The sequence below is a fragment of the Microvirga sp. M2 genome (genome assembly GCF_047497095.1).
Lineage (GTDB): Bacteria > Pseudomonadota > Alphaproteobacteria > Rhizobiales > Beijerinckiaceae > Microvirga.
Genome location: NZ_CP134063.1, coordinates 1572506 through 1597178, shown reverse-complemented (window position 1 = coordinate 1597178; position 24673 = coordinate 1572506). Strand labels below are relative to the sequence as shown.

Sequence of the window (24673 nt, the reverse complement as noted above, 5' to 3'; positions counted from 1 at the left end):
CCCGCTACAAGGCCCTGCTCCCCGCCGCAACCCGGATCGTGCTCCATGGCCACTCGCGTTACCGATCGTTTTCTTCGCTACGTCGTCATCGACACCCAGTCCGACGCGTCCTCCGCAACCCAGCCGTCCACGGAAAAGCAGAAGAACCTCGGACGCCTTCTCGTCGAGGAGCTTCGCGAGATCGGCGTGTCCGACGCGCATCTCGACGAGCACGGCTATGTCTACGCGACCATCCCGTCGAACACGCCCAAAGGCGACGTCCCCGTCATCTGCTTCTGCTCCCACATGGATACGGCGCCGGATTTCAGCGGCACCAACGTCAAACCGCAGGTCGTCAGAAATTATCAGGGAGGCGACATCCGGCTTCCGGGAAATCCCGACCAGATCATCCGGGTCGCCGAGCATCCGGTCCTGAACGACCTGATCGGCCATGACATCGTCACCTCGGACGGCACGACGCTCCTCGGAGCCGACGACAAGGCGGGAATCGCCGAGATCATGGCGGCGGCCGAGCACCTGATCCGCAACCCCGACATCCGGCACGGCACGATCCGCATCCTCTTCACCACGGACGAAGAGATCGGACGCGGCGTCGACAAGGTGGACCTCAAGAAGCTGGGCGCCGACTTCGCCTATACGATGGACGGCGAGACCGCGGGAGTCGTCGAGGACGAGACCTTCTCGGCCGATGCGGTGGAGATCGCGATCACCGGCGTCGCGATCCATCCGGGCTTCGCCTACGGCAGGATGGAAAATGCGATCAAGATCGCGGGCGCCATCCTGGCGCGTCTTCCCAAGGACATGGCCCCCGAGACGACGAAGGATCGCGACGGCTTCATCCATCCCACAGGCGTTTCCGGCGTCATGGAAAAGGCCAGCCTGAGCTTCATCATCCGCGACTTCACGGAAGACGGCCTCAAGAGCAAGGAGGCGCTTTTGGAGGAGATCACCCGGGACGTGATGGCGGATTATCCCGGCTCCCGCTACACGTTCACGGTGAAGGAGCAGTACCGCAACATGAAGGTCGTGCTCGACCGGCATCCGGAAATCGTCGAACATGCCGTCGAGGCGGTCCGACGGGCTGGAATGACGCCGGTGCGCGGCAGCATTCGAGGCGGAACCGACGGTTCACGGCTCTCCTTCATGGGGCTTCCCTGCGCCAATATCTTCGCGGGCGGCCATGCCTTCCACTCCCCGCTGGAATTCGTCAGCAGCCAGGACATGGACAAGGCCGTGAAGACCATCGTGGAACTTGCCAGGCTCTGGGAAGAGCGCGCGTAGCCGGCGCATCCGGCCGCGTCTCCTCGTGTCCCTCGAGAGGGGCGAAGATCGGTGACGGCGCCGGCCCGGAAAACCGGGTCCACTTTTCCACACGATGCGCTAACATGCATCCATGCGGCGATTTCGTCTGAGTACCGGATATCCATGAACCTTCACGCGCTCCGAATCTTCAGTGCTGTCGCACAGCACCGGAGTTTTTCCCGCGCGGCCGAAGCGCTGCATATCAGCCAGCCCGCCGTATCGAAGGCGGTTCGCGAGTTCGAGGGCCAGTTGGGCATTCCCTTGCTGGAGCGCGGCCCGAAGGGAGTGCATCTGACGGAGGCCGGACGGCTCCTGCTCAAGCATGCCCGGGACCTGTTCGCAGCCGAGCAATCGGCCCATGAGAGCCTCGACGCATTGCGGGGACTTCAGCAGGGAACGCTGCGGATCGGAGCCTCGACGACGATCGCAACCTATTTCCTGCCACCGGTGCTGGGCGCCTTCCACCGGATGCATCCGGCCGTCGAACTCCGGCTGACCAGCGCCAATACGTCGACGATTGCCGACCTGCTGCTTCAGCGCGACCTGGATGTCGCGCTCGTCGAAGGGCCGGTCGACGCAACCGATCTCGTCGCCGAGCCCTGGCGCGAGGACGAACTGGTGTTCATCGCGGCGCTCGAGCATCCCCTCGCCGGTCGGAAGCGCCCCGTTCGACTGACGGAGCTTGCGGAAGAAACCATCGTCATGCGTGAAAGCGGATCCGGCACGCGCGATGTGGCATGGGATGCCCTTCTTTCGACCGGATTGACGCCGCAGCGGATTCTGGAAGTCAGCAGCAACGAGGCGATCGCGAGAGTCGTCACGGCGGGACTTGGCGTGGGTATCGTGTCTTCTGCTGTCGCCGCCGATCATCTGGCGCTCGGCCGATTGAGAGTTCTCTCCGTGCAGGGTCTGACCATCCGCCGGTCCCTGACCCGATTGTTTATCCCCGACCGGCAATCGAGCCCGGCAGCCGCGGCCTTCAACGCATTGCTCGACGGCATCGACGATGATTGAGGCCTCCATCGGGAGAACGGCCCGATGGCGGCGGAACCGCCCGGCTCTCGGCCAAGGCGGTGTCCATTCCTGCACCCGCGATGAAACGCCGGAGCTTCACGGCATTGCGTAGGTCGCGGCTGGGACATGGACGCCTCGGGAGGCTCCCGAGGAACTCGGTCCTGAGATCTGGACTATTCAGGCTCTGTCGGCGTTAAGGTATCGAGACATGCATGATCGGATTGGGTGCAGAATGATCCCGTTTTTCTCGCCTTACAGCCACGACTTCGTTCGGATCGCGGCCTGCGTCCCGCAGATCGATGTGGCGAACCCGCGTTTCAACGGTCATCGAACCTTGGAACTCCTGCGCCAGGGAGACCGGGAGCGCATCGCCCTCATGGTTTTCCCCGAGCTGGGCCTCTCCGCCTATGCGATCGACGATCTGCTGCAGCAAGATGCCCTCCTGAACGCCGTTGAACAGGGAATTGCCGAACTCGTGGCCGAGAGCGCCGGGCTCTTTCCCAGCTTCGTGGTCGGAGCGCCGCTGCGCTGGCAAGGCCGCCTCTACAATGCCGCCGTCGTCATCCATGACGGGCGCGTTCTCGGCGTCGTTCCGAAAGCCTATCTGCCCAATTACCGGGAGTTCTACGAGCGCCGCTACTTCGCGCCCGGAGCGACGATCCGCGGGCAGGAGATCGATGTCGCGGGGCACCGCGTTCCTTTTGGGGTCGATCTCCTGTTCCGCTCAGGCGGCACCTGCGCCTTCACGTTTTATGTGGAGATTTGCGAGGACATGTGGGTGCCCCAGCCGCCCAGCACCGTCGCCGCCCTCGCCGGAGCGGAGATTCTGTTGAACCTGTCGGCGAGCAACATCACCATCGGCAAGGCCGAAGATCGGCGGCTCCTGTGCGGATCGCAATCGATGCGGTGCATCGCGGCCTATGCCTATTCGGCGGCAGGCCCCGGCGAGTCGACCACGGATCTCGCATGGGATGGCCATGGAGGAATCTTCGAGGACGGACTGCGCCTGGCCGAAACGGAGCGCTTCCCGGCGGGCTCCGCGATGGCGGTCGCGGATGTCGATGTGGGACGCCTGCGGCAGGAACGGATGCGGCGCGTCACCTTCGGCGATTGCGGGCGTGTCCTGGATGCGACGCCGAACGACTTCCGGACAATTTCGCTCACGGTGAACGCGCCGGACGAGAACCTCGCGCTCCGTCGCCCCGTCGAGCGATTTCCCTATGTCCCGTCCGATCCTTCGAAGCTCGCGGAGAACTGCTACGAGGCATACAATATTCAGGTGCAAGGTCTCGCGAAGCGCTTGCAGGCGACGCGGACCGAGAAGGTCGTGATCGGCGTTTCCGGCGGCCTCGACTCCACCCAGGCGCTTCTCGTCTGCTGCCGCGCGATGGACAAGCTCGCATTGCCACGGACGAACATCCTCGCCTACACGCTTCCCGGCTTCGCGACGAGCGAAGGCACGAAAGGCAATGCCTGGGCGCTCATGCGCGCACTCGGCGTGAGCCCGACCGAGATCGATATCCGCCCTGCGGCCCGCCAGATGCTCAAGGACATGGGCCATCCCTTCGCCGAAGGACAGCCGGTCTACGACGTCACATTCGAGAATGTTCAGGCGGGACTGCGAACCGACTACCTGTTCCGCCTCGCCAATCACAACGGGGCCATCGTCGTCGGCACGGGCGATCTCTCCGAGCTGGGGCTCGGATGGTGCACCTATGGCGTCGGCGATCAGATGTCGCATTACAATGTCAATGCATCGGTCTCGAAGACCCTGATTCAGCACCTGATCCGCTTCGTTGCTGCCTCCGGCGATGTCGACGGCGGAACGGCCGAGATTCTTCATGCGATCCTGGCAACGGAAATCTCGCCGGAACTCGTTCCGCAGGATGCCGCGGGGCAGATCCAATCGACGGAAGCCATGATAGGCCCTTACGCACTCCAGGATTTCAACCTCTATTATCTCACCCGATACGGCTTCCTTCCGTCGAAGATCGCGTATCTGTCATGGCATGCCTGGAAAGACGCCCAGGACGGCACATGGCCGCCGAACATTCCGGCAAGCGCGCACCGGTCCTACGATCTCGGCGAGATCAAGCGGTGGCTGCGCGTCTTCCTTTCCCGGTTCTTCACCAGTCAGTTCAAGCGGACCGCCATGCCGAACGGCCCCAAGATCTCTTCCGGCGGATCCCTGTCCCCGCGGGGCGACTGGCGCGCGCCGTCGGATGCAGGGCCGCAGGTCTGGCTCGACGAACTGGAGAGCAATGTTCCCGACACCGAAGCATCATCGGACTGACGCCGTCTCGCCGGAACCGCGGAGGAACTTCCGCCGGATCGCGGCTCACTCGCTCCAATGAGCCCCTTCGAGGGCATCCAGCGGTATCTTGAGATAGCGTTTGCCGTTGCTTTCGGGCTTCGGCAGACGCCCGCCGCCGATATTCACCTGAAGGGCCTGCAGGATCAGCTTCGGCATCGGCAACTCACGATCGCGCGCCTCTCGCAAGGCGACGAACTCTTCTTCCGTCCTCGCCCTCACGAGATGCTTGTTGTCCCGCCGCTGGAGAGCGACCGTGCTTTCCCACTGCGGATCGCGCCCGTCGGGCCGGTAGTCATGCCCGGTGAACAGGCGCGTCCCGTCCGGCAGGGCCATGATGCGCTGGATGCTCTGCCACAGCGCCTTCGCTGATCCTCCGGGAAAATCGGCCCGCGCGGTGCCGCTGTCCGGCATGAAGAGCGTATCGTGGATGAAGGCGGCATCCCCAACGATGTAGGCGATTGACGCGAGCGTGTGGCCGGGCGTGAACATCACCTCGACGTCCAGGTTGCCGATCTTGAAGCGCTCGCCATCGGCGAACAGCCTGTCCCATTGCGAGCCATCGGTCGGGAAGCTGTCCGGCCAGTTGTAGATTGTCTTCCAGAGCTTCTGGACCTCGACCACCTTCTCGCCGATGGCGGTGGGAGTTCCGGTCTTGTCCTTCAGGTAACCGGCCGCCGAGAAATGGTCGGCATGCGGATGCGTGTCGAGAACCCACTCCAGGCTGTAGCCCTCGCGTTCGATATGAGCCAGGATTTCGTCTGCCGAGACAGTCGCCGTCGTGCCGGAATTCGGATCGAAGTCGAGCACCGGGTCGATGATGGCGCAGGTCCTCGTCTCGGGATCGGCGACGACATATTGGATGCTGCCGGTGCGCTTCTCATAGAAGCCCTTCACGACAGGACGGCTTCTCAGAGATGAAGAACCCGAGATTGACACAGCGGCAGACATGGCGACTGCTCCTGAGTTGAACGGACGACCTGACATCTTGATAGCGTTCGAGCCTGAGCGCTCAGCGACCGAGCCCTAACCATCGAGGCTCAACGACTCGCGCCGGAACGTCATCCGGCGCCCGCCCGCCGGCATGAACCGGAAGACGGCCATGCCGACGATCGTCGCGGCGACGAAAACGACCACATCGTGTGGGCCGAATGTCAGCGCCGCCAGCGCAGGCCCGGGACAGTGCCCCACCTTTCCGCACCTCACGCATCTTGGCGAGGCGCCGAGACAATCCGGACCGAGAGAGGCCGGCGGCTTCAGCCAGCGACGTCACATCGGCTTCACCCCACTCCACCAGCCTACATGATATCATCAGCCGGCGCCCGCTGGCGAGCGCCCGCAGAATATCCGCGACCTCGCCCGCCTGCCTCTCGAACGTCTGAAGGTCCAGTTCTCTCCTGGGCATATCCATCAATCTAAATATTAGATTTATCTAATTTAGCGTCGACTTGATATCCTTCAAGAGGCTCGTCCCAAAAATCCCCCTCGCCTTACCGGATCGAGTGATACCGATGACGTCGGCGCATGGATGCGCGGCATCGGAACTCCGTGGGCCCATCCCCTGGAAACGCAACCAATGCGTCGCCGATTCCGGCGATGACTTTAGAGGATATTCCAGCTCGAAGCGCCGGGACGGTCAATGGATTCCACACAGGCGGCGCAACTCCCCTGACCGATCTGAGCGAGTATCCTGTACGGAAGGATGCAACCATTCGGCCCATTTCAAGGGCTCTCGTTTCGCACGACGAATGGCCGGGTGAACGCCTCGATCTCCGAAGGTCCGACAGAGGCGAAAAGCCGTACCTGTTACGGCAAGGCATCCTTCAGCCTTGAGACAATCGCGCTCGACTGAGATAGGTGGGATCGGGCGTCGTTGCGCGAGCGGGCGGGAGATAAAGGGTCGTGGTCGCGGTAATACCCGATGCAAGGATCTGCTCCAGCATGATCGGGCGGATCACCGGCTCGCATCCGGGTACCGAAGGCGCTTCGTAGAGATAGACCGGATGCGTCGGAGGATAGAAGAGCATCAGCTTCTCGAGCAGAAGCGGCATCGCCGACGTATCATAGGCATAACGTCGAAATGTCAGGTCGCCGATCAGGCCCACCTGCCACAGAATGAGCTGCGCCGTGTTGTCGATCGTGCGCGCATTGAAAAGAAAATCGGTCGCCTCGTAGGATTGACAGCCGTTCGCTGACGGATCGATTCCGAGATCGGCGAACAGGCAGTCCTCGGCGGAGATGCCGGGCAGCATTCGTGCACGATAGCCTTCCGCGCGCGCCCGGCGAACGGACTCGTGCGAGGCATAGGCGAAGACACCGGGATGGCCGTAGAAGGCCACGACGGTGCGCTGCCCCGCCCGCACGCTCGTGAGGATCCGGTCGACCATCTCCCGATAGGTCTGCATGCGCGGCTTGCCCTCTCCATAGAGGTCGTAGAGCGACTCCGCTCCGTCGGGACAGAAACGGCGGATCACCGCCTCGGCCACGGGATCTGCGACGATGTAGAAGAGCCGAACCGCGGATTGCATGCAGGCAATCGTCTCGACAGTCAGTTGACCCGTCGTTCGGATACCCGTTCCGACTACGAGGAGATGCTCGTCGTACACGTTGTCTTCCTCCTCTGGCGCGGGCGGCGCGACGTAAGATGCGGCCTCGCTCAGGGCCTGTTCCCGGCCTATCGCCACCAGAACGGGAACGGCACCAGCATGAACGAGATCTGCGGCGCGACGGCGCCCGGCAGCGCCTGCTGCCACGGGGCGATCTGCGGAGCGAAAGCTCCCGGAGGCGCCTGTTGCCACAGCGCCATCTGCGGCGCGACGGCTCCCGCAGGGAGGACCTGCCATGGCGCCACTTGCGGAGCCACCGCGCCTGCCGGCATCTGCTGCCACGGCGCGACTTGCGGCGCGACGGCGCCTGCGGGCGCCTGCAGCCAAAGCGCAACCTGCGGCGCGACGGCGCCTGCCGGCATTTGCTGCCAGGATGCGAACTGCGGTGCAACCGCCCCGGCGGGCATCTGGTGCTGCGTCCCGATCCGTGGCGCCTCGGCTCCGGGCGGAGGCATCGTGCGCATATGATCGGAATACATCGTCCGGAGCTGTTCCAGCCCGACGACGACAACGATCTGCGGTGTCGTGGCGCTGCCTGCATCTGCGCCAGCGAGCCGCGCCTGAATGGCCGCGAGATTACCGCTCCGGAGAAGCTTGCGATCCCCGTCGGAGAGCTCCCCCCGCTCCATGGCGGCATCCGCATCGGCGATGAACCCGGCCAGGCTCTTCGGATCGGTCGCAAGGTCGGCCAAAAACTCACGCAGCTCGGTTGCCATGGCACCCTCCGCGGAATATCGGGAAAAGTGTACCGTGGCCGTGTGAAAGTGACCAGCTTCAAGGGCCGGCCGTCAGGGCGCCTCCGATGGAAATTTCGAGTCACTCGAGGCGCTGTTTCCGTCGACGCCCTCAAGGCTTCCCGCGAGACACGTCTGTGCGTCCAGGAAATCTTCCGTACCCCGACCCTCGGTAAATCCGGCGCAGATGGGCGTGAGCAGTTCTCTGCAATCGCGCCATTGCCCCCGCCTCGCCCATAATCGGGATAGCGACACGGCGGAGCGCAGTTCGAACGCCCTGGCCCCTTGCCCTCCCGCAATGTCGATCGCGGCGCGCAGGGCAGTCTCCACCTCGGCGGCGTCGGTTCCGTTGGCTAGTTTTCCAAGGGATTGGGCGCGCAGGGCTTCTCCTTCCCAGACGGTCTCTCCGTACATCCGTATCAAGGACAGGGCCTCATCGGCCGTTTCAAGAGCGTTCTCGCCGTCGCCGCTTGCCGCCTGCGCCTCGGAGAGGTTGATCAGCAGGATCGGGACGAAGCACTGCCAGCCGGCGCGATGCAGGCCGATCATGCTCTCGCGCGCCAGGGCTACCCCCTGCGCGACGTTGCCCTTCTGGGCGACCAGAACACCCGACAGCATGTTTCCGAACAGAATGTAATCCGGAATCCCATGCTGCATGCTGACCTCGAGCGTCTCGCTCGCCAGAACCTCCGCCCTGTCCCAGTCCCTCGCGAGAAGCCGGAGGAGCGCACCGTTTCCGAGCGCCTGCACGAGGGAAAACGGCTGCATCGCATTCCTGGCGATCGTAACGGCTTCGTCGGCGGTGCGCATGGCGGTGTCAGGCAGCCCGATCAGCCATTCGGCGATGGCGAGATGAAAACGGATCAGAGAGGCCATCTCATGGCCCGTCATCCGGATATGCCTGTCGCGGTCGGCGTCATCGTAGCACCGGAGTGCTTCGCGCAGACAGGCAACCGCTCCGGACGGCTCGCCTCTGAACAGCCGCGCCGCGCCGTCGATCATCCAGCGAATGCACAGCACCACGCGGTCGTCGAGGCCCTCCGTGGCGATGCGGATCCGCTCGGCCGCGTGAGCAGCATCCGACCAGCGCGCAGCCACATAATAGGTTCCGAACAGGCCGCGGAGCGCGTGCACCAGATTGACCCGGTCTCCGAGCTCCTCGCAAAGTTCGCAGGCCCGGAGGAACACCTGCTCGGTCTCAGGCTTGCTGTAGCCCCTTGCAGCACGCAATGCGACGCCTTTGGCAAGCTGAACCTCGAGCTCGGCCCGCATCTGCTCGGTCGAGCGCGGCAGGGAACGAAGCTGCATCTCGGCCTTGTCGCAATGAGCGATGGCCTCGCTGTTGGCAAAGCGCTGCATCGCCCGCTCGGCTGCCATTCGCCAATAATCGGCGGCCTGATGCACCTGCCCTGCTCCGGCATAGTGATGCGCCAGAAGCTCCGGCTGAACGTCTCCGGCCTCAAGCGAGCGCTCCTCAAGCGCTTGCGCGATCGTGGCATGGATCTGGCGCCGCCTGCTCTTCAGAAGGCTCTCGTAGGCCGCATCCCGGACCAGTGCGTGTTTGAAACTGTAGGCGGAGGCAGGCGGTACTCCGCTCTGCTTGACCAATCCGGACGAAACGAGCTGTTCGAGCATCTCGCGCAGGTCCTGGTCGGGACGCCCGGCCACATCTGCCAGCATGGCGTAGGAGAAGTCACGACCTATGGCTGCGCCAACCTGCGCGACTTCCTTCGCCCTGCCGAGACGATCCAGACGTGCCACGAGGGAATCGTGCAAGGTTGCCGGTATGGTGAGCGGAAGCAGAGGACCTGCCAGCCCATAGCTGTGGCCTTCGTCGATCAGGAGCCCGGATTCGATGACCTGCTTGGTCAGCTCCTCCATGAAGAGCGGAATGCCGTCCGTCCTTTCCAGGATTTCCTCGAGCACCGGACCGGGGAGCAATTTGCCCTCGGCGATCTGCTCGACGACGATCGCGCCCTGCCCCCGCCCCAGACCGTTGAGGGAGAGCGCGGTCATATGCCCGTGGCCGTTCCACGGAAGCGTGAATTCAGGCCGGGCCGTGATGATCAGCATCACCCGCCGATGGCCGATGCGTTCGCTGACGAGACTCAGCAGCTCCAGCGTCGTCGGGTCGGCCCACTGCGCATCCTCGCAGATGAAGAGGACTGGCTGGCGGGCGGCCAGTCCTTCCAGTTGCTCGACCGCCGCCTCCAGAGTGAGCTGCTTCTGGCGCTGCGGCGTCATCTCGGGCAGAGAATAGCGGGTGTCCACGGGAATGCCGAGCACTGCCGCCAGCAGCGGGACCACCAGGTCGAGCTGTTGCATGTTTTGCCCGAGCAGCGCTTCGAGCTTGTCGAGGCGTAGGCCGGGCGGATCGTCGTGCTCCAGGCCGGCGGCGTATTCGAGATATCGCACGACCGGGTGCAGCGGCGTCGAAGCGTGATAGGGCGAACCCTGGAGGAGCGGCGCAACATAGGCCTCTCCCCTCAACCGCTCGCGCAGTTCGATGAGAAGCCGCGACTTGCCGATTCCCGGCGGGCCCGACAGAATGATGACCTGGCCTTCGCCGGATTTGACCTGCTGCCAGCGGTGCAGAAGCAGCGAGAGCTCCTCGTCGCGACCGACGAGATGCGTGTAGCCATCCTTATGCTTCGCCTCGAAACGGCCGGAGATTCGGATCGCGCGTTGGACACGCCACACCTCCAGCGCGCTGACGAAACCCTTGAGGCGCTGCGCGCCGAGCCCCTCCAGCTCGAACGACCCGTTGACGAGACGATGGGTCGTCGGACTGATGAGAACATCGCCCGGTCGTGCAAGCGTCTGGAGTCTCGCCGCGAGATTGGGCGTTTCGCCGATCACGGTATCGGCCGTTTGACGGCCGGCCAGGTCTCCGATGACGACGGGTCCCGTTGCGATGCCGATCCGCGCCTCCAGCCGAGTGCCGTCCGCCGGCTGTAACCGGGCAATCGTTTCGATCAGCGCGAGGCCTGCCGACACTGCCCGCTCGGCATCGTCCTCATGCGCCTGCGGCCAGCCGAAATAAATCAGCACGCCGTCGCCCAGGAACTTGGCGACGTAAGCCTCGTATCGGGAGGCGACCTCGATGCAGGCATCCTGGTAGGCACCGATCACCTCGCGAAGATCCTCGGGGTCGAGGCGGCCCGACAGCTCCGTAGAACCCACGAGATCGCAGAACAGAACGGTCAGCTGGCGTCGCTCGGCGATCCCTGGAGAAACCGTCTGAACCTCATGCAAATGCTGTGACGTTTCAGCTTCCAGCTGACTTCGGAGAGCGGCAATCGAATGAAGCAGCTTCTTGCGGTGCCCCAGCGCCGTGATCCCCAACTCCTTCAAGTCGGCTTCCGTCAGGCTGCACAGAACCTCGCCCTCGACAGCATTCGCGGCGAACACCTCGGCGTATTGTCCAAGTCCCTGCTCGACGAGCCATCTTGCGACGTCAATCACGGCATGTCCCGACTGCAATCGCCTTCGAACGGCAGGGAAGGCTAGCATAAATCACAAAGCGACAGGAGCCTTTTCCGCCATGAAGCGGACCGCACCGTCAGAGCACGGCCTCATGCCGGCAGCAGCGCTCTCGCAGTGAGGTCTTGGACAACCGGGATACGCGAAGCCGATACGGACCGCGGAGGACGCGCATCCGGCAGGTAGGACGGGGGTCGAGAACAGGCGAACGAAGGCTGTAAAACGCGTGTGAAACGGGCCATGCAGGCCCGCTTTCGAACCTGCATCCGCTACACCAAGTCGTCTGTTGTCCTGCGGAGGAGATGGTGGGTGTACAAGGACTCGAACCTTGGACCCGCTGATTAAGAGTCAGCTGCTCTACCAACTGAGCTATACACCCGTCGCCGAAGCGAATTCAGCGGCGCGTTCCCGCTGAAGTGGGCTGCGTGTAACAAACCGAATGGTCCATGTCTAGCCCATTCGGAGAGGTTTTTTCCTCATGCGGCGGATTTCGGTTTCGCGTGATGGTAGGAGCCGTCGCCGCGCGTCAGAACCCGATCCTCCGGCAGGATCTGACCGGGTTCGATCTCGGGCTGCTCCGCCAATTCCCGCCACAGGGGGATCAACCGGTCGGCATCGAGGCTCGGCCAAGCTTCGACGCCGTCGAGGACGAAATAGGTCTCCTGATAATCGTCGATCCTGTAGAGGGTGCGCATGACGCGCCCGAGATCGAAGGCGACCCGGTTGGGCGACGCGCTCTCGAGCGCGAAGATCGTCTCGCCGGGCGACGACGCGATCCCGGCTCCGACGATCCGCATGCCCTGCGGCGTCTGGGCAAGGCCGAACTCCACGGTATACCAGTAGAGCCGCGCCAGGTGCTTCAGCGCCCCATGCTCGGCCGCCACCAGACCGGCCCGGCCGTAAGATTCGAGATAATCGGCGTAGATCGGCTGCATGATCAGCGGAACATGGCCGAACACGTCGTGAAAGATGTCCGGCTCCTCGATATAGTCGAGCTGCTCGGGCTTTCGGATCCAGAAGCCCGCGGGGAACTGGCGGCTCGCCAGCATGCGGAAGAACGCCAGATCCGGGATCAGCCCCGGAACCGCCTTCACCTCCCAGCCGGTCGCCGCCTTGAGGCGCTCGTTCATGACCCGGAAGTCGGGGATCCCCTCCTCGCCGATGCCGAGACGGTCCAGCCCTTCCAGGAACTGGCCGGCGATCCGACCCTTGAGGAGTTCCCGCTGACGCTTGGCCAGGGTGCGCCAAGTGGCGTGATCCGTCTCGGTATAGGCCTCGAAACCCTGATCACGGATGTAATCGCGGGGATCGTCACTGCCGGTGGCCGTGTTCATGCGCTTTCTCCGTCTGTCTTGCTCCGTCTGCCTTGGGGTCCAGGATAGCACTCGCATCGGGTCATTATTCGCCGGACCTCACCTGGAAAGCGCGCCGGACGGTCATAAAATGACCTGCAGGCCGCAATCGTGAGAAACCCATGAAGCGTCACCTCTCGCCATCCGACCGAAGGATCCTGCGCATCGTCCAGGGGGACGGGCGCATTCCCAACTCCGCCCTCGCCGAGAAGGTCGGCCTGGCGGCGTCCCCCTGCCTGAGGCGGCTGAAGGCCCTGGAGGAGGACGGAATCATCGAGGGTTATCGGGCCCTGGTGGACCGCAAGTCCCTTGGCTTCGAGGTCGAAGCCTTCGTGTTCATCAAGCTGGAGCAGTCGGAGCCCGGCTGGCGGACCCGTCTCGTGGACCGTCTGAAGGGCTACGAGGAGGTCATCGCCTGCCATGCCCTGGCCGGCGAGGTCGACATCATCGTCCATGCCGTGGCGAAGGATATCGAGAGCTTCGGCGAATTCACCATGAATCGCCTGCTGACCCTGCCCGGAGTCGCCGATGTGCGCTCGAGCTTCGTGCTATCGACCATCAAGCCGCAGAGCGCGATCCCGGTGCCGGATTGATGAACGGGCACGGCGATGACAAAACGCCTTCGCATGAGGGTTCATGCGAAGGCGCAAAGGAACGGCTGCTGAAAGCGGGCCTATTCCTGAAAGCGGACCTATTCCGCCGCGTGCTGGGCGTGGAGGCTCACACCCCGGCTCAACAGCTTGTTCAGCGCGCCGAGATAGGCTTGCGCGGAGGCCACGAGCGTGTCGGGATCGGCCGCGCGGGAGGTCACGCTGCGGCCGTCGGCGGAGAGACGCACCGACACTTCGGCCTGCGCGTCCGTGCCCTCGGTCACCGCGTGCACCTGATAGAGCTCCAGCTCGGCCTCATGCGGCACCAGCGCCTTGATGGCGTTGAAGGTGGCATCCACCGGGCCGTTGCCCTCCTGCTCCTCGATGATGGTCTTGCCGTCGACCTGCAGACGCATGGTGGCGCGCTGCGGGCCACGCGTGCCGGCCACGATGGAGAGCGAGACCAGCTTGATGCGGTCATGGGCGGTGGCGATGTTCTGGTCGACCAGCGCCTCGATATCCTCGTCGTAGACGTGCTTCTTGCGGTCGGCCAAAGCCTTGAAGCGCTCGAAGGCGTCCTGGAACTGGTTGTCGGACAGCTGATAGCCCAACTCGTCGAGCTTGTTGCGGAACGCCGCGCGGCCCGAATGCTTGCCCATGACCAGAGAGGTCTTGGTCACGCCGACGCTTTCGGGCGTCATGATCTCGTAGGTCTGCGCGTTCTTCAGCATGCCGTCCTGGTGGATGCCGCTCTCATGCGCGAAGGCGTTCCGGCCCACGATGGCCTTGTTGTACTGCACCGGGAACGAGGTGGCGGCGGAAGCGAGCTTCGAAGCGCGCGTCAGCATCGTCGCCTCGATTCCCGTCTCGTAGGGCAGGATGTCGCCGCGGGTCTTGATCGCCATCACGATCTCTTCCAGGGCGGCATTGCCCGCGCGCTCGCCGATGCCGTTGAGCGTGCATTCGATCTGGCGCACGCCGCCTTCCAGCGCCGCGAGCGAGTTCGCGACCGCGAGGCCCAGGTCGTTGTGGCAATGGGCCGAGAAGATGGCCTTGTCGGCATTCGGAACGCGCTCGCGCACGGCGCGGAACATGGAGCGGTACTCGTCCGGCGTCGCATAGCCGACCGTATCGGGCAGGTTGATGGTTGTGGCGCCGGCCCTGATCGCGGCCTCGACGCAGCGGCACAGATATTCGATGGGCGTGCGCGTGGCATCCATGGCCGACCACTCGATGTCCTCGACCAGATTGCGCGCCTGGGACACAGTGGTGGTGATGATCTCCAGCACCTCCTCCTCGGACTTGCGCATCTGGTGCTGCAGATGGATCGGCGAGGTGGACACGAAGGTGTGGATCCGCGGCTTCCTGGCCTGGCGCACGGCCTCGCCGGCGCGGGCGATATCGGCCGAGATCGCGCGGGCGAGACCGGCGACGGTCGCGTTCTTCACCTGCTGGGCAATGAGGGAGACGGCCTCGAAATCGCCGTTGGAGGCGATCGGGAAACCCGCCTCGATGATGTCGACGCCCATGGCGTCGAGCAGCGCCGCGACTTCGAGCTTTTCCTCCAGCGTCATGGTCGCGCCGGGGCATTGCTCGCCGTCGCGCAGAGTCGTGTCGAAGATCAGGACGCGGTCCTTGGAGGAGCCGGTGGTGGAAGCGGTCATCGTGTCAGTCCTTCTCGGAGCGAGCGCCGTTCGAGGTCCGAATGCCATGCGCTCAAGGTTGTTCTTTAATCTTCAGAACCCCTGAGAGCCCAGGCGACAGCGCCCAGCCGACCCTCAGGGGCGACTAAGGAGAAGAAGGCCGAGGAGGAGCGCGCGGCCGGCCGCCGGGGCGGCGCCGTTCAGGCTAGCGCTGTGGGAGCCGATTGCCATCGCTGCCCAAACCTCCAAAGACCGCGGCCCTGCCGCGAAGAACGGCATGTTTGTAACGGGGGAGATCCGGAATGGCAAGCGGTTGAAACAAACGAAAAGCCGAAGCTCGACGATCGTATGGGAAATGTCCTTCGCTCCCGCTCCCTGGACGGAGCGGGAAATGCCCTAGATCAAGGCGAGCTTGGCTGTTCCTGAAGCCGATCGCAACAAACCCGTACGAGGTGAGACTTCGATGACCCATGATATCCGCCGCCTGTGGCTCACCGGCCTTCTGGCCCTGCCCCTTGCCGCCTGCAACCAGACGGCCTCGGGCCCTGTCCCGGCCTCCGGCGCGAGCGTCACCCCCTCCAGCTTCCGCATGCCGGGAGGCTCGGGCTGCCGGGGCGAGATCGCCCGGTACCGGGCCGTGATGAGCAACGACCTCGCCATGGGCCATGTGAACCAGTCCGTCTACAATCAGGTGGACCGGGAACTCGGGCCGGCCGAGGCCGCCTGCGCCGCCGGGCGCGATGCGGAGGCGCAGCGCCTGGTCCACGCCGCGAAGGCGCGACACGGCTATTTCTGAGCGAAGACCCACTCGAAGAAGGATTGCTGGAACAGGGGCATCGCATCGCGGTCGATGTCCCCCACGTCCCGGACGATCCGCACGTCTTCCAGTTCGGGCTCGCGCTCCTTGGCAATGTTGGCGCGGATCAGGGCCGCGCCCTCCTCCGCCGTCATCGGCAGGGTGACCATCCGCAGCAGCGCCACCGTCGGCCAGCGCCGGATGATGATCCACTCGTCGTCGACGCGGAAGTCGCCGTCCCGGAGGCCCGTTTCTTCCGTCAGCTCGCGCGTCAGGCTCGTTGCGAGATCGACCGTGCCGTCGGGCCTGAGATCGGAAAGGTCGGGCGTTCCTCCCGCGAAATAGACCCGGCCCGCATTCGCCGTATGCCGGCTCATGACGCCGCAGATGTAGGCGCCGTCCGAGCCGCGCAAGGCTCCCATGGCGAAGCCGTTGGCGATGCTCTTGTCCGGATAGCCGTTATCGATCCAGGCGACGAGTCCGGCATAGTCGGTCTCGAAATACGTGTTGCGGCACACGTCCTGCTCGAACGTCAGATCACTGAGCAGCAGGACCCGTCCGTTGAACATTTTCGGCGTCTGAGCCGTGCGGCGCTTCCAGTTTTCCTCGATGAGGCCCCGGTTCCGAACGGCCCACGCCCATTCCATGGGCCTGCAGCTCGCCTCGACGCGCGAGACGCGCCTGATCAGAACGTCCGAGGTCATGCCAGGATCTCGCCGCGGCTCACCATGACGGCGGAGCCGCCGATCTCGGCCGATACCAGCTCGCCGTTCTTGATCGTCATCTGCAGGGCGATCTCGCTCGCACGGCCCATTTCGACGCCCTGCTCGATGACGATGTCGTGCTCGCCGTCGCCCAGCGGCTCGCATTGCATCAGAGCGCCTGCGAAAGCCGCCGCGGCGGAGCCGGTGGCGGGATCCTCCACGACTCCCAAGCCCGGGCCGAACATGCGGGCGCGGAACCGCAAACCATCGGCCTGCGGAATCCGCGCATAGACGTAGGCCGCGGGATGGTCGCTATCGGCGAAGGCCTTGTCGAAGGCATCCCCCTTGGGCCAGGCCCGGGCCAGGGCATCGAGGGACGCGACAGGCACGAGATCATAGGCGACGCCGGCCGAGTGGCGGCTCGGCACATGGCGCTCGAAGCCGATCTCCGTCGGGTCGAGGCCGAGCGCCCAGGCGCAGGTCGTCGTATCCTTGCCCTCACCCCACGCGAAGGGCAGGCGCGGCAGGCGGAAACGCGCATCCGCGCTCACAGCATCCTTCACCTCGACCGCGCAGGGAACGATGCCGACCTTCTCCTTCAACCCGAAGGCGACGGCGCCGGGCCGGCCGTTCTGGTCCAGCAGGGCGAGCAGCACCGCCGTCCCCACGGTGGGATGCCCGGCAAAGGGCAGCTCGCGGCCGGGCGTGAAGATGCGGATATCGGCGCGCTGATGCGGATCGGCCGGGGGTAGGACGAAAACCGTCTCGGACAGGTTGAACTCCTTCGCGACGGCCTGCATTTGCGCGTCGTCGAGGCCCTCGGCCTCCAGAACGACGGCCAATGGGTTTCCGGCGAAGCGCTCCGACGTGAAGACGTCGAGGGTGACAAAGCGGCGGGCCATGCGGATCAAACCTCTTCCGGGGTGAAACGATGCGTGGGCGAGACGAATTCGTCCTGCGCGGCGATGGTGAGGATTTCGCGGGATCCGGCCTCCTCCGTGCGTTTCAGCAGGCCGTAGACGGAGGCGGAAGCCTCGGCGAGGGCCGTCGCAGCGGAGCCGGAGCGCGCATAGTGAACGAAGAAGAGGGATGCGATCGCGTCCCCCGCGCCATTGATGCTGAGCGAGAGCTTGGGGGTGCGCACGCGCCAGAAGCGGCCACCCTCGCCGGCGACGAGATCGATCGTGCCGGCGGGCGTCTCCTGCGCTTCGACGGAGGTCACGAGCACCGCCCTGGGACCGAGTTCCTGCACGTCCGAGACGGCCCGCTTCACGTCGCTCAAGGTTTCCGTCCGGCGGCCCGAGAGATAGTCCAGCTCGAACTGGTTCGGCGTGATGATGTCGGCCGCGGGCACCGCCTGCTCACGCATGAATTCCGGAATGCCGGGACGCACGAAGATTCCGCGGCCCACATCCCCGATCACGGGATCGCAGCAATAGAGGGCCTGGGGATTGAGCGCCCGCACCCGCGCCACGGCGGACAGGATCGCATTGCCGATATCGGCCGAGCCCATATAGCCCGAGAGCACGCCGTCGCAGCGGTCCAGCACGCCCCGCTCGGCAATGCCCTCCACAAGCTCCTCGATCGCGGGCCCGTCGAAGACCCGGCCCTTCCAGGAGCCGTAGCCCGTGTGGTTGGAGAACTGAACCGTATGGATGGGCCAGACCTCGACCCCGAGACGCTGCATCGGAAACACGGCGGATGCATTGCCCACATGACCATAGGCAACATGTGATTGGATCGAGAGAACATTCATGGCTATAGCCCCCCTTCGCTCTTTCGGTTACCTCATTGCCCTTCCGGCTTCAATTGACGTGATGTGATCCTTTCCATCACAGGAATGCCGGATCGCGGCATGAGGTCCATGCGTTCAAGGGGAAGGCCATGAGGAGGCGCCGCGCGTGAGTCTTGAGACCATCACCAACACCATTCTCGAGTTCATCCGGGCGAACCAGGGCTATGCCCCCCTGATCGTGGGCCTCATGACCTTCGGGGAATCGCTCGCCTTCATCTCGCTCATCCTTCCGATGGTCACCATCCTCGTGGCCGTCGGCTTTGCGCTCGCGGCGGCGGATATCGCGTTCTGGCATGTGTGGCTGGGCGCCACCGTCGGGGCCTTCGTGAGCGCCTGGATCTCCTACGAGATCGGCTACAAGGTCAAGAAACGGGCCTATGGGATCTGGCCTCTGTCCCGGAAGCCCGACCTGGTCGACAAGGGAGAGCGGTTCTTCCAGCGCTTGGGGCCCTGGGCCATGTTTCTGGGCCGCTTCTTCGGCCCGACCCGGGCCGTTATGCCTCTGATCGCCGGCATCTTCATGATGCCGCGCGTGCTCTTCCAGGCGGCCAACATGGCCTCGGCTTCGGTGTGGTCCTTTGCCCTGCTCGCGCCTGGAGCCGGGCTGGCGCACTACCTGACCTGGTAGGCTTTTCGCGGGAACCCGTCTGCCGGGGGCAGGAAGCACCCGGGCCATGAGATCCGCGGCTCGGGCGGCACCATGAAGAACCGCACGGATCCCGGCAAGCAGAACAACAACAAGGCTGCGAACACGAAGAGCGATCAGCGGTGGAAGCACCAGGTTCTCGGCTTCATCGCCGAAGCCCCTCCGTTTCTGGAGGTTGCAGAGGTCATCCGTGATGTTATTGCAAAGCCGCGACATCGCGGGTGGCCTTCGTCATGGGACAGTTTCCTCCGGGCTCGTATGCTCCGGGCTCCTACGCCTGGCACGATGAGGACGACACGCTCGAAAGACAGCTCCCGGCCGATCCCGGCATGGCGGGCCTGCCGGACACCTGGCGCTATTACGAGTGGAAGGCAGCGGCCGTCCTCATCACGGCTTTCTGGCTCCTTGGGGCGCTGCCCCCAGGCCCTCCGCCATGGGCCACGCCGAGCATGAGTGACGCCGATTGGGCCATCTGGACCCTGCCCGTCCTGCTCGCGATCCGCGCCGGGCTGCTCCGGAACCGGCGCCCCGGCATCATCTTCCCTCTTTGCGTTCTGATCGCGGTCGCAGCCTGCATGGCCCCTGCGCACTGAAACTCCCCGCCGGACAAAAAAGAAGGGGCGGAATGATCCGCCCCTTTTCGTCTTCGCGCCTTTTGCGGAGATCAGTTCTTGGTCTTGTCGACCAGAGCCTTCTCCTTGATCCAGGGCATCATGTCGCGCAGGCGGGCGCCCACATCCTCGATGGGGTGCGCGGCGTTGCGGGCGCGGGTCGCCTTGAAGGAGGTCTGGTTGACCTTGTTCTCGAGCATCCAGTCGCGGGTGAACTTGCCGGACTGGATATCCTCCAGAACGCGCTTCATCTCGGCCTTGGTCTCGGGCGTGATGATGCGGGGACCGGTGACGTACTCGCCGTACTCGGCGGTGTTCGAGATCGAGTAGTTCATGTTGGCGATGCCGCCCTCGTAGATGAGGTCGACGATCAGCTTCACTTCGTGCAGGCACTCGAAATAGGCCATCTCGGGGGCGTAGCCCGCCTCGACTAGGGTCTCGAAGCCGGCCTTGATCAGCTCGACGAGGCCGCCGCAGAGCACGGCCTGCTCGCCGAAGAGGTCGGTCTCGCACTCTTCCTTGAAGGTGGTCTCGATGATGCCGGCGCGGCCGCCGCCATTGGCGGAGGCATAGGACAGCGCGATGTCATGGGCATTGCCCGTGGCGTCCTGGTGGATCGCGATCAGGGTCGGAACGCCGCCGCCGCGCTGGTACTCGGAGCGCACCGTGTGGCCGGGGCCCTTCGGAGCGACCATGAGCACGTCGAGGTCCTTGCGGGGCTCGATGAGGTTGAAATGCACGTTGAGGCCGTGCGCGAAGAGAAGCGCCGCGCCTTCCTTCATGTTGCCGTGCAGATCGTTCCGATAGATGTCGGCCTGCAGCTCGTCCGGGGTCAGCATCATGACCACGTCGGCCCACTTGGCGGCCTCGGCCACTTCCAACACGCGCAGTCCGGCGGCCTCGGCCTTGGCGGCGGAAGGAGAGCCCTTGCGCAGCGCCACGACCATGTCCTTCACGCCGGAATCGCGCAGGTTCAGGGTATGGGCATGCCCCTGGCTGCCATAGCCGACGATGGCGACCTTCTTGCCCTTGATCAGATTGATATCGGCGTCGCGATCGTAATACACGCGCATGGTGCTCTGGTCCTTGTCTTGAAGGGGCTTGACCCCTGTCTTCATGGGCATTGCGGTCCGGCTCCCAACCTTCGCGCAACATTTATCTTGTCCAGCGCCGCTTTTAGCGAACAAAACTGCGCTGACAAGTCGAAGTTTGTCGGAAAACTGCGGGAGCCGCCCTCGCGGTCCCGCCCCTCCCACAAACGGTCCGAGCGCCGAGAGTGCAATCTCCTCCCATACGCTCTAGATTGGCTCGAAGCCATCTTCCTTTCAGAAGGACAAGCCGTATGCAACGCCTCGCCACTCCCGATGAAGTTCTTGCCTTCTGGCGCGATGCCGGACCGGAGAAGTGGTTTTCGAAGGACGAAGCCTTCGACCAGGTCTGCCGGGACCGTTTCACGCCGACCTACGAGGCCGCCGCGAGGGGCGACCTCAACGAATGGGAGCTCACCCCCGAGGGCGCGCTCGCCGTTGTTCTTCTGCTCGATCAGTTCCCGCGAAACATGTTCCGGGGACTGCGCGAGACCTACAGGACCGATCCCGTCGCCCTGATGGTCGCGGACCGCGCCATCGAGAGAGGGTTCGACAAAAAGGTGGAACCGGACTTCCGCCGTTTCTTCTACCTGCCCTTCATGCATTCCGAGTCCTTGCGGCACCAGGAGCGCTCGGTGGCCTTGAACGAAGCCCTCGGCGAGGACTCCATCAAGTGGGCGCGCCACCATCGCGACATCGTCGCCCGCTTCGGCCGCTTCCCCCACCGCAACGCCATCCTCGGACGTGAGACGACGCCGGACGAGGAAGCCTTCCTGCGAGAGAGCGACTTCCGGGGCTGAAGCCTTAAAGGATTCCCACGGCCCCTCGCGCCATCGCCGCCACGCCGGTGCGCGACACCTCCACGAGCCCCACAGCCGTCATGAGCTTGATGAAGCGCTCGACCTCGTCGGTCGTGCCGGTCAGCTCGTAGACGAAGGAGGTGAGCGTCGCATCGAGCGTGCGCGCTCCGAAGGCGGAAGCCAGACGCATCGCCTCCACGCGGTGATCGCCCTTGCCGACCACCTTGACGAGGCACAGCTCGCGCTCCACCGCATCGCCGGTCATCGTGAGATCGACCACGCGATGCACCGGAACGAGGCGCTCGAGCTGGCTCTTGATCTGCTGGATGATGCTGTCCGTGCCCGTCGTGACGATGGTGATGCGCGAGACATGCGCCTCGTGCTCCGTCTCGGTGACGGTCAGGCTTTCGATGTTGTAGCCGCGACCCGAGAAGAGGCCGGCGATACGGGCGAGAACGCCGGGCTCGTTGTCGACCACGATGGCAAGGGTGTGCCGGTTGACGGGCTCGACGCGGGTCGCATCGGGATAGTGGGTTTTCATCTGGAGCATGGTTCGTTGTCCGGCGTTCGTATGAGGCTTCAGGCTGCTTTTCGGAAATTCTCGATGGCGTCTTCATCGACCTCGTCGGCATCGACGATCCAGCTCTCCTTCAGCGCGGCGGCGCGCCATTCCTGGAAGGCGGGAAGCGAAAGAATCGCGTCGACATAGGCGCGGGTCTGCGCATCGAGGGCGAAGGAATAGGTGTCGAGGCGCGTCGCGAGCGGGGCGTACATGGCATCGGCCGCCGAGAAGGCGCCGAAGAGGAACGGACCGTCCGCGCCGAAGCGCTCCCGTGCCTGCCGCACGATTTCGCTGAAGCGCGCGACATCACGCGCCACGGCCTCGCCGCGATCCCTCGCGGCGAATTTCCTGCCGAGATTCATCGGACAGGCACCGCGCAGAGCCTGAAAGCCCGCATGCATTTCCGCCGCGACGGCGCGCGCCATGGCGCGCGCCTTGCGATCCTCGGGCCATGCGGGAGAACCGAAAGCCTCTCCCACGTATTCCATGATCGCGATGCTCTCCCACACCGTGACGTCGCCGTCGACGAGGATCGGCACCTTTCCGGCAGGGGAATGTTTCAGCACCTTTTCCTTCGTGTCGGGCAGATCGAGCGGGATCAGGATCTCGTCGAAGGCGATACCGAGCTGCTTCATCAGCAGCCAGGGCCGCAACGACCAGGACGAGTAGCACTTGTTGGCGATGACAAGAGTGGGCATGGCTTCAACCTTTTCCGATCACACCAGCATCTTGCCCTTCTCGTCGATCACGGAACCGAGATCGGCTCCGGTCTCGCCGAGATAATCGTTGAGCAGCATCTCGTTATGCGCCTTGCCCGACGGGATCATCGGGAAGCAGTTCTCGGTCTTGTCGACGATGCAGTCGAAGATCACCGGACGGTCGACGCTGATCATCTCCATGATCTTCGCGTCGAGATCGGCCGGATTGTCGCAGCGGATGCCGACCGCGCCATAGGCTTCCGCGAGCTTCACGAAATCGGGCAGCGATTCCGAATAGCTCTGCGAGTAGCGCCCGCCGTGCAGCAATTCCTGCCACTGGCGCACCATGCCCATATATTCGTTGTTGAGGATGAACACCTTGACTGGCAGGTTGTACTGGAGCGCCGTGGACATTTCCTGCAGCATCATCTGGATCGAGGCTTCGCCCGCGATGTCGATGACCAGCGCGTCGGGATGCGCGAGCTGCGCTCCGACGGCCGCGGGAAGACCGTAGCCCATGGTGCCGTGCCCGCCGGAGGTCATCCAGTGGTTCGGATCCTCGAACTTGAAGTACTGGGCCGCCCACATCTGATGCTGGCCCACCTCCGTCGTGACATAGGGCGAGCGATCCTTCGTGAGCTCGTAGAGGCGCTGAATGGCGTGCTGCGGCTTGATGGTCTCGTTCGAGTTCCGGTATCCGAGGCAGTTGCGGGCGCGCCACCCCTCGATCTTGCTCCACCACTCCTGGAGCTCGACCGTGTCGGCCTTCTTCCCGCCCTGGCGCCACAGACGCAGCATGTCTTCCAAAACATGCGCGCAATCGCCGACGATCGGAATGTCCACCTTCACGGTCTTGTTGATGGAGGACGGGTCGATATCCACGTGGATGCGCTTGGAGAACGGCGAGAAGGCATCGAGACGCCCGGTGATGCGGTCGTCGAAACGCGCGCCGATATTGATCATCACGTCGCATTCATGCATCGCGAGATTGGCCTCGTAGGTGCCGTGCATGCCCAGCATGCCGAGCCACTGCTTGCCGGAGGCCGGGTAAGCGCCGAGTCCCATCAGGGTCGAGGTGATGGGAAAGCCCGTGAGCTGCACGAGCTCGCGCAGCAGCGCCGCCGCGTGCGGACCGGAATTGATGACGCCGCCGCCCGTATAGAACACGGGCCGCTTGGCATTGGCCATCAGCTCGACGGCGGCGCGGATGTGGTCCATGTCGCCCTTCACGGTCGGGCGATAGGTCTTGTGCTGGTTGCTCAGGGGACGCACGTAGTTGCCCGCCTTGAACTGGATGTCCTTCGGCAGGTCCACGACCACCGGTCCGGGTCGCCCGTTCTGCGCCACGTAGAACGCCTCGTGCAGGATGCGCGGCAGGTCCTCGATGGATTTCACGAGGTAGTTGTGCTTCGTGCAGTGGCGCGTAATGCCGACCGTGTCGCATTCCTGGAAGGCATCGGAGCCGATCAGATGGGTCGGCACCTGCCCGGTGATGCAGACGAGCGGGATCGAGTCCATCATGGCATCGGCGAGACCCGTGATGGCGTTGGTCGCTCCCGGTCCAGAGGTCACCAGAACCACGCCCGGCTTGCCCGAAGCGCGGGCATAACCTTCCGCGGCATGGACCGCCCCCTGCTCGTGACGGACCAGAACATGGCGCACGCTGTCCTGATGGAAGAGCGCGTCGTAGATGGGAAGAACCGCGCCGCCCGGATAACCGAAGACATGCTCGACGCCCTGGTCCTGCAGGGCTCGGATCACCATTTCGGCTCCGGTCATCGTCTCGCTCATGGTATTGTGCTCCGTCGGGTTCTCTTGATTGATTGTGTGCGTTGTTCTGGTGTTTCAGGCAATAAAAAAGGCCCCTGAGGGGGCCTGTGCGCCATCGCCGGACCTGCGGGGATCAATCCCGCTCCGTCGATGGCGCTCGTACTACGA

The 24673-nt window shown here is 64.2% G+C and carries 22 protein-coding genes and 1 tRNA gene; 8 read left to right on the top strand and 15 right to left on the bottom strand.

Annotated elements, in window-relative coordinates; all coding sequences use genetic code 11:
• Positions 1-45: 45 nt before the first annotated feature.
• From pepT to RE429_RS07565, 3 genes are all read left to right on the top strand, one after another.
• The gene (gene pepT, locus RE429_RS07575) at positions 46-1281 is read left to right on the top strand and encodes a peptidase T (RefSeq protein ID WP_414473704.1); all 1236 of its coding nucleotides are present in this window, start codon (positions 46-48) and stop codon (positions 1279-1281) included.
• 144 nt (positions 1282-1425) lie between these two features.
• On the top strand, positions 1426-2316 hold the full coding sequence (locus RE429_RS07570; protein WP_414473703.1) for a LysR substrate-binding domain-containing protein: 891 nt from the start codon (positions 1426-1428) through the stop codon (positions 2314-2316).
• A gap of 232 nt (positions 2317-2548) precedes the next feature.
• The gene (locus RE429_RS07565) at positions 2549-4609 is read left to right on the top strand and encodes an NAD(+) synthase (protein ID WP_414473702.1); all 2061 of its coding nucleotides are present in this window, start codon (positions 2549-2551) and stop codon (positions 4607-4609) included.
• Between the two features lie 45 nt (positions 4610-4654).
• On the opposite strand, the gene RE429_RS07560 is transcribed toward RE429_RS07565, so the two are convergent.
• The 7 genes from RE429_RS07560 to phhA form a co-directional block, all read right to left on the bottom strand.
• On the bottom strand, positions 4655-5578 hold the full coding sequence (locus tag RE429_RS07560; RefSeq protein WP_414473701.1) for an MBL fold metallo-hydrolase: 924 nt from the start codon (positions 5576-5578) through the stop codon (positions 4655-4657).
• Between the two features lie 75 nt (positions 5579-5653).
• Positions 5654-5818 (bottom strand): DUF6691 family protein, encoded by a 165-nt coding sequence (locus RE429_RS07555; protein WP_414473700.1) that lies wholly within the window; start codon positions 5816-5818, stop codon positions 5654-5656.
• 632 nt (positions 5819-6450) lie between these two features.
• Positions 6451-7380: an SAM-dependent methyltransferase gene (locus tag RE429_RS07550; RefSeq protein WP_414473699.1), complete on the bottom strand. Its 930-nt coding sequence runs from the start codon at positions 7378-7380 to the stop codon at positions 6451-6453.
• Positions 7302-7949, bottom strand: coding sequence for a hypothetical protein (locus RE429_RS07545; protein ID WP_414473698.1), 648 nt, complete (start codon positions 7947-7949; stop codon positions 7302-7304). The genes RE429_RS07550 and RE429_RS07545 overlap by 79 nt, the downstream gene beginning before the upstream one ends.
• Before the next feature lie 72 nt (positions 7950-8021).
• On the bottom strand, positions 8022-11432 hold the full coding sequence (locus RE429_RS07540) for an adenylate/guanylate cyclase domain-containing protein (protein ID WP_414473697.1): 3411 nt from the start codon (positions 11430-11432) through the stop codon (positions 8022-8024).
• Positions 11433-11753: 321 nt separating this feature from the next.
• A tRNA-Lys gene (locus RE429_RS07535) sits at positions 11754-11829 on the bottom strand.
• A 97-nt stretch (positions 11830-11926) separates the two neighbouring features.
• Positions 11927-12784 (bottom strand): phenylalanine 4-monooxygenase, encoded by an 858-nt coding sequence (phhA, locus tag RE429_RS07530; RefSeq protein ID WP_414473696.1) that lies wholly within the window; start codon positions 12782-12784, stop codon positions 11927-11929.
• Positions 12785-12924: 140 nt separating this feature from the next.
• On the opposite strand from phhA, the gene RE429_RS07525 reads away from it, so the two are divergent.
• A complete protein-coding gene (locus tag RE429_RS07525; protein ID WP_414473695.1) occupies positions 12925-13395 on the top strand; it encodes an Lrp/AsnC family transcriptional regulator in 471 nt (156 codons plus the stop codon).
• A gap of 98 nt (positions 13396-13493) precedes the next feature.
• Here RE429_RS07525 and RE429_RS07520 read toward each other — a convergent pair whose 3' ends face one another.
• Complete coding sequence (locus tag RE429_RS07520) at positions 13494-15056, bottom strand: 2-isopropylmalate synthase (RefSeq protein WP_414473694.1); 1563 nt, start codon at positions 15054-15056, stop codon at positions 13494-13496.
• A 442-nt stretch (positions 15057-15498) separates the two neighbouring features.
• Here RE429_RS07520 and RE429_RS07515 point away from each other — a divergent pair, with 442 nt between their 5' ends.
• Entirely contained in the window at positions 15499-15831 is a 333-nt protein-coding gene (locus RE429_RS07515; RefSeq protein ID WP_414473693.1) for a hypothetical protein, read from the top strand.
• On the opposite strand, the gene RE429_RS07510 is transcribed toward RE429_RS07515, so the two are convergent.
• Genes RE429_RS07510 through pdxY form a run of 3 tightly spaced genes read right to left on the bottom strand, consistent with a single transcriptional unit; the run spans position 15822 to position 18291 of the window.
• Positions 15822-16535 carry an NUDIX hydrolase gene (locus RE429_RS07510; protein WP_414473692.1) on the bottom strand — a complete coding sequence of 238 codons (714 nt, stop codon included), beginning with the start codon at positions 16533-16535 and terminating at the stop codon, positions 15822-15824. The genes RE429_RS07515 and RE429_RS07510 overlap by 10 nt on opposite strands.
• Entirely contained in the window at positions 16532-17437 is a 906-nt protein-coding gene (locus RE429_RS07505; protein WP_414473691.1) for a PhzF family phenazine biosynthesis protein, read from the bottom strand. Before RE429_RS07505 ends, RE429_RS07510 begins: the two co-directional genes overlap by 4 nt.
• A 5-nt stretch (positions 17438-17442) precedes the next feature.
• Positions 17443-18291, bottom strand: coding sequence for a pyridoxal kinase PdxY (gene pdxY / locus RE429_RS07500; protein WP_414473690.1), 849 nt, complete (start codon positions 18289-18291; stop codon positions 17443-17445).
• 145 nt (positions 18292-18436) lie between these two features.
• Here pdxY and RE429_RS07495 point away from each other — a divergent pair, with 145 nt between their 5' ends.
• Both RE429_RS07495 and RE429_RS07490 read left to right on the top strand, forming a co-directional pair.
• Positions 18437-18958, top strand: a complete 522-nt coding sequence (locus RE429_RS07495) for a DedA family protein (protein ID WP_414473689.1) — start codon at positions 18437-18439, stop codon at positions 18956-18958.
• A 251-nt stretch (positions 18959-19209) separates the two neighbouring features.
• On the top strand, positions 19210-19569 hold the full coding sequence (locus RE429_RS07490; protein ID WP_414473688.1) for a hypothetical protein: 360 nt from the start codon (positions 19210-19212) through the stop codon (positions 19567-19569).
• 71 nt (positions 19570-19640) lie between these two features.
• Here RE429_RS07490 and ilvC read toward each other — a convergent pair whose 3' ends face one another.
• The gene (gene ilvC, locus RE429_RS07485) at positions 19641-20660 is read right to left on the bottom strand and encodes a ketol-acid reductoisomerase (RefSeq protein ID WP_414474145.1); all 1020 of its coding nucleotides are present in this window, start codon (positions 20658-20660) and stop codon (positions 19641-19643) included.
• A gap of 269 nt (positions 20661-20929) precedes the next feature.
• On the opposite strand from ilvC, the gene RE429_RS07480 reads away from it, so the two are divergent.
• Positions 20930-21475 carry a DUF924 family protein gene (locus RE429_RS07480; protein WP_414473687.1) on the top strand — a complete coding sequence of 182 codons (546 nt, stop codon included), beginning with the start codon at positions 20930-20932 and terminating at the stop codon, positions 21473-21475.
• 4 nt (positions 21476-21479) lie between these two features.
• Here RE429_RS07480 and ilvN read toward each other — a convergent pair whose 3' ends face one another.
• Genes ilvN through RE429_RS07465 form a run of 3 tightly spaced genes read right to left on the bottom strand, consistent with a single transcriptional unit; the run spans position 21480 to position 24526 of the window.
• Positions 21480-22025 carry an acetolactate synthase small subunit gene (gene ilvN / locus RE429_RS07475; RefSeq protein ID WP_414473686.1) on the bottom strand — a complete coding sequence of 182 codons (546 nt, stop codon included), beginning with the start codon at positions 22023-22025 and terminating at the stop codon, positions 21480-21482.
• A 29-nt stretch (positions 22026-22054) separates the two neighbouring features.
• Positions 22055-22735, bottom strand: coding sequence for a glutathione S-transferase family protein (locus tag RE429_RS07470; RefSeq protein ID WP_414473685.1), 681 nt, complete (start codon positions 22733-22735; stop codon positions 22055-22057).
• Between the two features lie 18 nt (positions 22736-22753).
• Complete coding sequence (locus RE429_RS07465; RefSeq protein WP_414473684.1) at positions 22754-24526, bottom strand: acetolactate synthase 3 large subunit; 1773 nt, start codon at positions 24524-24526, stop codon at positions 22754-22756.
• Positions 24527-24673: the final 147 nt, after the last annotated feature.